At 46.1% G+C, this 11,853-nt stretch carries 8 protein-coding genes; 6 read left to right on the forward strand and 2 right to left on the reverse strand.

Annotated elements, in window-relative coordinates:
• Positions 1–638: peptide deformylase (def, locus tag KDK16_RS06975; RefSeq protein ID WP_257275319.1), on the forward strand; the 638-nt coding region annotated here is incomplete at its 5' end.
• Between the two features lie 217 nt (positions 639–855).
• Positions 856–2,622, forward strand: a complete 1,767-nt coding sequence (locus tag KDK16_RS06980; RefSeq protein WP_257275320.1) for a P-loop NTPase fold protein — start codon at positions 856–858, stop codon at positions 2,620–2,622.
• Here KDK16_RS06980 and KDK16_RS06985 read toward each other — a convergent pair.
• The gene (locus KDK16_RS06985) at positions 2,588–3,400 is read right to left on the reverse strand and encodes a TatD family hydrolase (RefSeq protein WP_257275321.1); all 813 of its coding nucleotides are present in this window, start codon (positions 3,398–3,400) and stop codon (positions 2,588–2,590) included. The two genes, KDK16_RS06980 and KDK16_RS06985, sit on opposite strands and share 35 nt — an antisense overlap.
• 27 nt (positions 3,401–3,427) lie before the next feature.
• Between KDK16_RS06985 and KDK16_RS06990 the strand changes: the two genes are divergently transcribed.
• Complete coding sequence (locus KDK16_RS06990) at positions 3,428–3,895, forward strand: hypothetical protein (protein ID WP_257275322.1); 468 nt, start codon at positions 3,428–3,430, stop codon at positions 3,893–3,895.
• Positions 3,896–3,898: 3 nt separating this feature from the next.
• Positions 3,899–4,417, forward strand: coding sequence for a copper chaperone PCu(A)C (locus KDK16_RS06995; protein WP_257275323.1), 519 nt, complete (start codon positions 3,899–3,901; stop codon positions 4,415–4,417).
• Between the two features lie 93 nt (positions 4,418–4,510).
• Here the strand turns inward: KDK16_RS06995 and KDK16_RS07000 are convergent, their stop codons facing one another.
• Positions 4,511–6,091: a peptide chain release factor 3 gene (locus tag KDK16_RS07000; protein ID WP_257275324.1), complete on the reverse strand. Its 1,581-nt coding sequence runs from the start codon at positions 6,089–6,091 to the stop codon at positions 4,511–4,513.
• Positions 6,092–6,211: 120 nt separating this feature from the next.
• Here KDK16_RS07000 and KDK16_RS07005 point away from each other — a divergent pair, with 120 nt between their 5' ends.
• The gene (locus KDK16_RS07005) at positions 6,212–8,830 is read left to right on the forward strand and encodes an inositol phosphate phosphatase SopB (protein WP_257275325.1); all 2,619 of its coding nucleotides are present in this window, start codon (positions 6,212–6,214) and stop codon (positions 8,828–8,830) included.
• Positions 8,831–9,368: 538 nt separating this feature from the next.
• Positions 9,369–11,853: hypothetical protein (locus KDK16_RS07010; protein WP_257275326.1), on the forward strand; the 2,485-nt coding region annotated here is incomplete at its 3' end.

The raw sequence follows: 11,853 nt of genomic DNA on the forward strand, positions 1-11,853 counted from the left end.
GCGCGCCTGCTTTGGGAGCAGGATGTCGGGAGTTCGAATCTCTCTACCCCGACCATTTTCACTGCTTTTTTCTGTCTATAGTTTTATGTAACAACCAACAAACTACACACAGAAGAAATCCCATGGCGATTTTAGAACTGGTTCCGGAATCCAACCCTGCATTAAGAACTCCCACCACTCCTGTTACTGACTTTGGTTCGGATTTTCAGAAAATCGTGGATGACCTGTACGAAACTATGTATGCCGTCAATGGTGCCGGACTGGCTGCTACCCAGGTGGGTTTGGGAATGAGAGTGGCAGTGATTGATGTCTCATCTGATAAAAGTCAGCCCCTGGTCATTGCAAACCCGGAGATTATTGAGAAGTCAGGTGAACAGAAAATGGAGATGGGCTGTCTGTCACTGCCGGGTTGCTGGGCCGCGGTTAAGCGGGCTGGCTGGGTAAAAGTCAGGGCTCAGGATCGTTATGGTCAATTTTTCGAGATTGAGGGTGAGGGTATCCTTGCAGAAGCTTTTCAGCACGAAATTGATCATCTGGATGGTGTGTTGTTTATTGATAAACTCTCGGCTCTGAAGCAAAAAATGGTGCGTCAGAGAGCACGCAAGGCGCTAAAGCGGCATGAAAGGGGGAATAAATAAGGTTTCAGGCAGTCTTGATTCAGAAATTATCTGACTCCTATGGGTAGCTAAATAAATAGCTTAAAAGATGTAAAATAGAAATGTATTCAAAGTGAAAGGAACCTTGTTTATTTCAGAGTTTTTTTATGAGTAAAATAAAGTCAGCTTCCTGGCAGCAGAATGAAATGATTTAGTCTACTTTTGATAAGGTCATATTTATTGGATTGAGGTTGTTGTTTTGCTCATTAAAAAAATAAAGAATTTTCTTCGAACGGGACGTCGTTCTTTATTCATAGTTTTTATTGTTTCTATTCCCTGGGCTGCTGCTGAAGGATCAAACAGTCTGGTTATTCAAGCACTCGCAATTAATGCTTATCTTGATTATCTCTATAATCTTGGACAGGGTAATCTTGAAGGGGAAAGTACTTCTTCAAGACCTTTTACTATTGGTCTGGATGGACCTTCCGGAGCCGGTAAATCCACCTTTCTTGATGAATTTACTCAAGAACTTCGAGCTGCTGCTGCAAATTATCATCAATTACAGCCGGATCTGGCAGGCAGGGCCTGTAATCTTGAAACGCTGGGGATTGATACCTTTTTACACTCCCGCGCAGACAGACGTGAAATGTTCAGTCATCTGGGCGATGGTGCATCCGGTAACAACGATGGTAAAGAGTATCGCGCGGACTTGAGAGACAGATGTCTGGCAGCAATAGCCCGGGGTGATTCTTTTCGGTATACCCCTTATTGTCGTCATCTGGAGGGTCGGTTGGGCCCGGAAGAAACCCGGAAGATCACCTGCGATATTCTTATTATCGAAGGCACTCATGTTAATGATCCGGGGGCTCGGGCTTCCATTGATCATGCCTTGTTTCTTAATAGTGATGATAATTTAATTAGCTGGAATATGTGGAAGCGAAATTATCTTCTGGGCAATCGGACTCAACAAGAATTGTTTGCCATTTTGCAGGTTTTGTTTGAACAGTTTAAAACCTGGAGGGAAAGAAATGCCGACCTTTCAGATGTTCATTTTTATTGGCATGCAATTAACGAAGTCCCGGAGCTGACGGAAGAGACGGTTGATTCAGTGCTGCCAGAACTGGTTCGACAGTTGCAACTTCATCATTTTAATTCGGGTTTTGCCCTCGCTCGCCTTTTTCAACAGAACCCATTGAGTTCGGAAGTATTTAGTGCTCGTATGCGTCATCACTTTCAACCTTTGATGTCTGGAAGAAGTCTGGTGGCGATGGAGCATGAAAGGTTTCTTTCAAACATTAAGACGTTGTTGGAACCATTGGGGTTAACTCTTTATCAGGTCGAACATGGTAACGAGTGTTTATTTGTTTCACTGGAGTCTGTCCTGCGACCGTATTACTTGAATCGTGACAGAGTCATTGCCCTGTTAAGACAATTATGGAATGCCTGGAAGAATAACAGACTAACTGATGCCCAGAGAAGACTGCTAGGCTGGGTTGCCGGAGATATTGAGGCCGAAGCTGATTTTCTGTCACAAGGTAATTTGGGTGGGCTTCCTACGATTTTGATGACATGGGCAGCCCTGATGGGATCGAGTCATCCACCCGACAAGCCCTTGTATCTTATGATCCGTTTAGGAAGTGTGATTAAGCTTTGGAGCATTAACCTGGATGGCAGCATTAGTGAATTAGCTGCTCTTCCGGAAGGTGAGCCGGTATTGATCTACGATGGTGTCAATCGCTGGATGTTTGCTACGCCCGGACAGGGTGTGCCGGGTGATATGGCTGGGGTGGTTCCGGTGGTTCATCCGAATGCTGGCGTTCACAATGGCGGAGGCAGTGACGATGATTCAGGTTTCTATTCTTCTTCCAGTTCCAGTTCATCTTCGTCGCTGTCATCACTCTTGAGCTCAGCGGTCGGTCCTGTTCGCCAGGTTGATGACATGGTGATCGGGGGTAATCTAACTGAACCTCTGGAGACGGATTCCAATGAGGTTATTTTCCCAGGATTGATAATGCATTCTCAGTAGTAGCCCGCGCGATCTCTTTTACAGAGCTGGAACGTAATTGTGCGAGATGCTTCAGAACAACAGGTAATCGGGCGGGAGTGTTCCTCTGGCCCTGATAGCCTGACATCGGCATATCCGGCGCATCGGTTTCCAGGACTATACTACTCAGAGGCAACGAGGTGGCCAGCTGACGTGTTTTTCTGGCCCTCTCGTACGTGATTGTGCCGCCAAACCCCAGCTTGAATCCCAGTTCTATATATTGTCGGGCTTGTTGTTCACTGCCAGAAAAGGCATGTACGATGCCACCTCTCTCCAGTTTGATTTGTCTGATTTGTTTGAGGATCTCATCGTGTGCTTTTCGGCAGTGCAGAATGACGGGCAGTTTAAAACGGTCGGCAAGTTCCAGTTGTCGGACAAAATAGAAGTGCTGTTCGTCACGGTTTGAGTCAGTCAGCGAGTAGTCCAGACCTATCTCACCCACTGCACAAACGGTTTCGGAATGACGCGTCAGGAATACTTTCAGTTCATCAAGGTGATGAGGTTTATGGCTTTTCAGAAAATAAGGGTGTAATCCAAGTGCGGCATAAAGTCGCACAGAATCTGGCACCGAATGAGCTTGTTTCAGCACTCTGGGCCAGTAACGGGCTTCCGTTGCTGGTATGCAGATTGAGTGGACACCTGAGAGCCAGCATTGTTCAAGGGTTTTATTACGATCCTGATCAAACTCAGGAAAGTCCAGATGGCAGTGGCTGTCGAACAATTCCGGCATGGGGGTCATAATGATCACATATTTGGTCACAGAGCGTCAGTCTGTTATGTTACCCCGATGAAAATAAAGCAGTACACAGGGCTGGGTGTTTTGGTGGTGCTGATTGCAGCATTGGTTTTTTTACCCCGCTACTTCAAGCTGGAATCTGAAACAGGGCTGACCCGACAGAGCTATCAGAAGAAATGTCTGGTGTCTGAAGGATGTCGACTGACGACAGGAGACAGTCAGATTGAGCTGAATATCAGGCCATCCAGCCTGCCAAAGCTGGAACCCCTTGATGTTGAAGTTCGTCTGAAAGGTCTGTCTGCAGACAGGATTACCATGGAGTTTATTGGTCGGGACATGTCAATGGGATTAGCTCCTTTTCCACTCTACAAGCAGCCCTCTTTTTTTGGGTCTACGGTCTACAGTGGTGTGGGCAATCTGACGTTTTGCACGGTTGATAAGGAAATGGTCTGGTTGGCCAAACTGGTGATTGAGTCAGGTTCCGAAGTGACAACGGTTGTTTTTGAACTGGAGAGTTAAAGTATGAAGCCTTTGGCAGCTATTTTCGCAATTGTTTTCCCCGCCATGACATCTATGGCCCTTAAGGCAGCAGATGTTGAGATAAAGGATCAGTACGCAAGAGCGGTACCGGCTGTTTCCAAAAACTCTGCGGCGTTTCTGACTATTACCAATAAGGGTAAACAAGATATCAAGCTGGTCTCTGCTGACAGTGCCAGTGCGGCTCGTGTGGAGCTGCATGGCCACAAGCATGAAGGGAATATGATGAAAATGTTCGAGCTGGAAGATATTGATATTCCGGCAGGCAAGACAGAATCTCTGAAAAGCGGTGGCAATCATATCATGCTGATGGGGTTGAAGAGACCAATGGAAGCCGGTGGTGAGGTTGATATCACCCTGCACTTCTCTGACGGAGATGCTGTAGATGTCAAAGTGCCGGTAAAAGATCTTCGTCAGCAAACTAAAGATGCGGCCCATGACAGTGCCATGAAACATGGTGAGATGAATCACGGCTCAATGGATCACGGCAGCATGGATCACTGAAGCTGGTGCAATTCTGGCGATGCAGATAAGTTGATCCTGCTACTCCGCTTTTTCGACACCTTCTAAAAGCCAAGTGGCAGGATACAGGGGAGGTTAGTGCTCACGGGTCGTTCGGTAGGTGATATCCGGGTAGCGTTCCTCTGCCAGTGAGAGATTAACACGGGTGGGTGCCAGATAAGTCAGGTATCCACCCCCATCAATAGCCAGGTTGTCGCCACACTTCCGCTTAAACTCCTCCAGCTTGCGCTCGTCTGCGCAATCCACCCAGCGGGCAGTATTGACGTTGACCGGTTCGTACATGGCTTCCACTTTATATTCATCCTTGAGACGACGCATAACGACATCAAACTGGAGTACACCTACCGCACCCAGGATCAGGTCGTTATTGTTCAGAGGCATGAAAAGCTGGGTTGCGCCTTCTTCTGAAAGCTGTTGCAAGCCTTTCTGAAGCTGTTTGAGCTTCAGAGGATCTCTCAGGCGAACGCGTTTGAAAAGCTCGGGGGCAAAGTGTGGAATTCCGGTAAAGCGGATCTCTTCACCCTGACTGAAAGTATCGCCAATCTGGATGGTACCGTGGTTATGCAGGCCGATAATGTCACCAGAGATGGCTTCTTCCACATGGGAGCGATCACCGGCCAGGAAGGTCACAGCGTCGGCAATTTTTACATCTTTGCCGATCCGTACATGCTTCATTTTCATATTACGGGTGTATTTGCCAGAGCAGATGCGCAGGAAGGCGATGCGGTCACGGTGTTTAGGGTCCATATTGGCCTGGATCTTGAAGACAAAGCCGGAGAATTTGGCTTCGTCCGGTTCCACGGTTCGTTGGTCTGTTTCTCGGATCAGGGGGGCTGGAGCCCACTTGGCAAAGTCATCCAACATTTCACGGACACCAAAGTTGGCCAGGGCAGTGCCAAAGAAAACAGGCGTCATCTTGCCGGCATGATAGGCTTCCAGATCAAACTCGTGGCTGCCGCCACGTACCAGTTCCACTTCATCCACAAAGTCTTCGTGAATATCACCCAGCAGCTCTTTAGCTTCTTCAGACTCAAGTCCCTTGATACGAATGTCGTCGGGTATTGTGTGTCCCTGACCCGGTGTGAAGAGGTGAATGGTGTCGGTGTAAAGGTTATAAACCCCTTTGAAGTTTTTGCCCATGCTGATCGGCCAAGTGATGGGAGCGCACTGGATTTTCAGGATGCTTTCCACTTCGTCCAACACTTCAATCTGGTCCCGGACTTCACGGTCCATCTTGTTGACGAAAGTGAAGATAGGGGTGTCTCTCAGACGACAGACTTCCATCAGTTTAATAGTACGGTCCTCGACACCCTTGGCGCCGTCAATCACCATCAGACAGCTATCCACAGCCGTCAGGGTGCGGTAGGTGTCTTCTGAGAAGTCTTCGTGTCCGGGAGTGTCTAGCAGGTTGACAGTGCAACCTTTATAAGGGAACTGCATGACCGAGGTAGTGATCGAGATCCCCCGCTCCTGCTCCATTTTCATCCAGTCAGAAGTGGCCATGCGACCGGTTTTGCGGCCTTTTACAGTACCTGCCATCTGGATAGCACCACCCAGAAGCAGGAGCTTTTCCGTGATGGTGGTTTTACCAGCGTCCGGGTGACTGATGATCGCAAAGGTTCGACGCTTTGCCACTTCGGGGGATAATCCACTCATTGATGTTTTGCCTGATTTCAGAGCTTGAAAAAATGGCGACATTATATCCGCTCTGTTGCGCAAAGCCAGACTCATCATGAAAGATTGAAATCAGGTGTTGTGCCTGATAACGCAGGACTTTTGGCTAAACCGGCCGATAACAGTTGCGAGGAGATTGGTGATAGGGAAGTGAGTGCTTTGAATCCATCGCAACGGACTTTGCAATGTTTGCAACCCCTGCTGGACAGAGGGCAGCATGAATCCACTGACATTTCTGTCAGAGGCAAGTGGCGTGGTCGGGAGGCCGAGCTGCTGCCGCTACCTGTCAGAGAACTGAGGGAAGGTGAAAAACTCAGTGCCAGTGAAGGGACTACGGCATTTGTATCCAAGTACGGCAGTTTTGTGGAAAATCAGCTTCACAATGATCTCAAAAGCAAGCCGCTGAACCAAAGAACCATTAAAAAGCTGGAAACACGTGCCACAGACCTGTTAAGAGATGTCAGAAAGCTGAATTGTAGCAGTATAGAGCTCTGGCTGGATTCCGATATGGTGGAAAAAGCGTTTGAGACTGCGACACCTTTTAAGTGGCGATCTCTTCCTTCACACGAGCAGGAGCATCTTAAGGAAGTCGTTCAGTTTCAGCTCTCTGGTCATACCGATTATCTGAGCCAATCAAAGGCTCTTGAACTTGCGGTAAAAGCAGTCGGTCATCATGAATCCATCTTCTCAACCACTATTCCCGAAACGGCCCGCTTTCTCAACAGCAAAGCAGAGGGGGGGCATACTCTTTTTCCCGGTCAGCTCAGGCTCTGGGCCGAAGAGCACTTTGATAGGGACAAAGTCCCGGGAACTCCGATAGAAGGTGATGATCTCTATATCAGTCAATACGAGATGAAGCTGATAGGTAATGCCGAGTATTACACCAACCGTGTTTCAGGTCTTCTCTCCGGTTCTCCATTGGAGCGTCTGCAGAACATCAGCTATGCCCAACAGGCTGAAGAAGCCAGAGAGCTTGCCAGGCAGCTTATCAAGACGCTGGACGCACTGGAGCGTCATTCACAAAATTTGCCTGCCCAATTGCAGCAGGCCCTTATCCATGATCTGGTGGGGCAGCTCGATGGTGTGTTGGATTTTATCGATCAGCTGGAGGTCAGTGATCAGGAGAATCCACTGGGGCCGCAGCAGTGGAAAAAGTTTAAATGTCTGGAGATGGTTTCTGCTATTAATGTTCTCAAGCGTGAAATTGAGCATGAAAGTGCACTCATCAACAACTCAGGTAAGGAAGGTCTGTTCAGCAGAAAGAAAACCAAAAAGCTGGCAGAGTTGAAGGCATTGCACCAGACGTGGAGTGACCATTTTAACCGTATTCAGGAAGGAACAGACAATGATCTTCCTCCAGCCAGAGCGAAGCTAACAGGAAGAGCTTCCCACGCTGACGCTCTGCCCGTGGTTGATGCAGAGGCTTATACAGCCTGTATATTGAAGCGGCTTGGAGAGGTGGGTCTGGATAATGCCAGGAAGAAACTGAAAGAATCACGCAGTCTGGTGCTCTCAACAGTTCAATGGGAAAAAATCACTACCCATCTGGATGTGAGGATTGAGGGGCGAACCCGGCATTATGAGAGTCAGCTGACCCCTGCTTCGCAAATGAAATGGGGAGAAGGTGCAAAAGATATCTTTGAACATTCTTATCAGGGTATGGGCAGGCCTTCGACTGAAACCAGTGAACGCTTTCATGCCGTCAATATGGCGCAATCTGAGCTGTCGACTGCAGAAAAGGGGAACAAGAAAGTTCTGTTCAAAGGGTTGCGTTCCGGAACCCTCTGTGCCTATGGGATAAAAGAAAAAGAGCCCCGACTTGCCGCAGCCAGAAACCGGGCCAGGGAGTTGGTGACGGCCGCTGTAAAACAGTTTCTGGATGATAATCCCGACTATTTGACATCGGGGCAGCCTGTTCCTTTGAAAATGCTCTCCACGTCTATGCTCAGTGCCGACAAACTGAGGCACTATCTGCATATTCATGATGATGAACTGAAGATGCAGAGAGAGCAGGTCGCCGCCCTCAAGGAAATTCAGAAAGAACTTAACGAGGGTAAGCCATTGGTCATTTCTGATGCCGACGGCGAAAAACATCAACTCAGAGTCAATATGAAGCTGGCCAACACCAATTATGGTGTCAATTCACTTTCATTGGGTGGTTTGAAGTCCGTTGTCCGTCCCTGGGGTGAGGCCAGGCGGGTCAATAATGAGGGCCTTATTGAACTGATGGGCTCTGTTGAGCAGTTTGATCCCGTAGGAGGTTGGGTAGGCGACTATCTGGCTGGCTCTGCCCCGGAGCAATCCAAGCAGGTTGTCCGTATGCTGGTTGAACAAATAAGGGATCTTCATGTTTCAGGCGACTATCGAACAGAAGGCGAAGATGCTTATAAGATGGTTGAGCGAATCCAGTTGCTGGCATTCAAGATAGGCGCGGTGGGTCATATCAATTGTAAAAGTGGTAAGGACCGAACCGGAGAAGCCGACGCCTCGATCAAGCGCTTTGCTGCCGAGGTGGAGGCCAGAGGCTATGTCCCTGATCCTCGCAAACCCGTTAGCCGGGAAGATCGCAACCTCAGTCAGGCTTTCCAGTTTGGTTCAGGTAATCTTGAATTGCAGCAAATGAATATCAACTTGCCCGGGTTCAAGACTCAGTTGAACAAAAAGCGTCTGGGTGAATTTGCTCATCAGCTTGCTCATAAAGCCCGGTTTAGAGTGAAATAGTCACCGAAGCTCTTGCGGGCTTTAAATCTGCCCACCTTTTTTTTCCGGTGCTCTACGGCGTGAGAATCTCCAACTGCCAAGCCAGGTTTCAATCACTTATGGGATCAAGCTGCACCTCAGAACCCATCAGTTTGATAGACCCTTCATTTTATTCATCTATCAGATTTTGATCTACGATTTCTATCGTCCGGATCGAAGGGGCAAAAATGCTCTCGTTAGAGTAGTCCGAATATTGCCAGGAAGACATTAAAATTAATTATCTGACCTGAATCCACCGTCACAGGATGTCGGGAGCAGTTTATGTCTTTTTTGAGTGAAGCAACGATGGCAGGATCACAGACTGGAAGGACAGGCTTTATCAGCAATGCAGCAAAGATTTCACGTAATGAGAAAATAACAGCAAAATGTTTGAAACCTTTTCATGAAATCACTGTCCAATTTGTCATTATGGTCAGAAATACTGGAAAACAACTGAGGAACCACTTAGCAAGAATTGATTAATCGGCTTATCTCAGCGTCTGTGTCTAACTGACCACTCATGCACAAATTGGAGATTACTATGATAAATGATTTTTCCTTGGCAAAGACTGATGCGAGATGGCATTCATCCCAAAATCATGGAGAGCAAACCACTTCTTCAGTGTTGCCCCTTGTGAACGTCGATTCATCGGCCTTAACACCTGGACCACAAAGTACCGGACTGCAAAGACGCTCCAGAATTGTTGCAATTGAACAGTCATGCATTCGATGCCTGCTACCCAAACCTTTTCGGTTGCATTTAGACCTTAGAGAAAATGAACGCCAGCTTGATAGCTATCGGAATAGCTTTCAAACTTATGCCGATAAGGATGAGCCTTTGGAAGCTTATCAGCGCAACAAATTGGCGTTGAGAACATTGGAGTCTAATATAGATGATAATCTTAAGTGGCCCATACGCAGTCACGATAACAGAAGATACGTCAGGCTACAGAAGAAACTTGATGAACAAATACAGAGCATAGATACGCTTTTGGAAGATAACCTGAAGCGTGCCACCCAATCATTTTCCAGTATCCACCCCCTACTAAACCTCGTCTACTCAGAACTATCTGAGTTCATTGCATTTCCCGATACGCTCTGTTCGTTGAAAGACTCATTAAAGACGTTATTTGACGAGGACCAGGCTCAACACCCTGACTCCGGTAATGCCGAGACTCTCCAGTTGATATACAGGGTTTCTTGTTTGGTCGATCAAAAGATAGAGCAAGAGCAAAAAAGATTGAATCATCTTCGCATTAATCTGCAGACGTGGGGGCAAGATAGAATACTAAGTAACTTAGAGTTTCTTAAAAATTTGAATGCAACACTGAATGACATGGCCGTCGGTAATTTGTGTCGTCACCTTGATTCACTCGACACTATGGAGTCGTTAATAGAATTTGTTGAAAATCATGAAGGATATATAAGAACCCTGTCAGATTTAAGTCATAATTTTCTTATTCAGCGTATGATAAAAACAATAGAGGATTTACCTGAAGAGCTATCCACTGAATCACTGTTTTTACTTGATAAGAAGATGAATGCTATCCGTGAAGACAGTAAAAAAATAATTCTCAAAAAGGCATCTTCTTTACTAATCAACGAGGTCGACTCATTAGCTGCCGGGATAAAGGCTTTTATCAGAGTAAGTCTTGCCGGACTGGGCGGACTGCGCAAAGATGAAGTTGCCGACAGATTATTCTATAAAATGTGCACATTTATTAAAGACTTTGATGATGCACTCCATACATTTAATAAAGTTACTGCCTTAAATTCACATTTCTCAGAACATTTTGATATCTTATATAAAAAAGTGGTATCCCAGGCAGCCAGATTTGAGCACTTTTACCAGCTCACCAAACATACCGCTTTTGATAAAGACAAGAGCACCTTTTGCCTAAAAGCTTTAGCAATAAATCCAGATCATATTGACCTCAGGAAACTTCATAAAAAAATTATTGAACAGAAAATCCATCAGCAGTTTTATAAAGCCGTAGACGCATCAAGAGAAGTTTTTATTAAAAACAGTCAGTCACGGGTTAAAAAGATTATTGACTCACAAAAAGCTAATTATCAACATCAAATTAGCACTCTAATTAGAGAACCAAGTATTCGCATTCGTTATAATGAAAAAATTGAAAAAGCTTTCGAGGAATTTTCTAAAGCTGATCTTGGTTTTCGTTACATTCTAAATCGTTATGATACAGAAAGAGTAGAAAAACCTTTAAAAAAGGCTATTACGCTTTCCTTGGAGGCTATGATAATAGCGCCCACAGACGAAATGAGAGAAAGCGCTGAAAAACTAATCGACAAGTTTTTTAATGAAACACATATGAACCCAAATACTTACCAAAGACATATACCGAGACCAAATATAATAAATACAATGATTAAAAAGATCAAAGCTAATCCAACCACAGAAAACAGATGTCAGAAGATAAAAGAAATGGCCATCGGTAATCTTAAGCGCAAGCTTGACGCTCAGGTCTTAATTAAATCCCATGAATTCGATAAAATTGTGAGCCAGAAAAAGCAAGAATTAGACAACTCATTGTCGTTGCACCATCAGAAGCTTGGCAGTTATTACTATAGCTTGGCTCAAATGAATCCTGCTGCCTGGTTTTTTCCAATAGATGGATTTTGGATGCCGTATGTGTACACTGCCCTGTTAAACCCTGAATATCCCGTCAATATGGGTAGCAGTTATTCATTTGATACCGGTGATGTGCGCGGAGATCTTTCTCCGTCTACTGTCACAGGAAATTTATCCACACCCGCTTCCGGCTTTTTAGATGATATTAATGTCGGGAATATTACAGACCAGCCACTTGATATAAGCTCTGGCTTGCATATTGCCGAGGTGGCTTCTGGATGCTCCGATGCTGTAACCGAAAACTTATCCTTGGACAGCACAAATGGCTCTTCTGGAATAAACCTGTCTATTTCAGATTCAGTCTTTGGGGACGTCCTCGATGTAGGCAGTCTGGATTTAAGCGGTCTCGGTG

This window comes from Endozoicomonas sp. SESOKO4, assembly GCF_024606275.1.

Excerpts from the sequence above, each read along its gene's own strand:
- KDK16_RS06990 (WP_257275322.1), top strand. The coding sequence starts at position 3,428 with ATGAAAATAAAGCAGTACACAGGGCTGGGTGTTTTGGTGGTGCTGATT.
- KDK16_RS06995 (WP_257275323.1), top strand. The coding sequence starts at position 3,899 with ATGAAGCCTTTGGCAGCTATTTTCGCAATTGTTTTCCCCGCCATGACA.
- KDK16_RS07000 (WP_257275324.1), bottom strand. The coding sequence starts at position 6,091 with ATGAGTGGATTATCCCCCGAAGTGGCAAAGCGTCGAACCTTTGCGATC.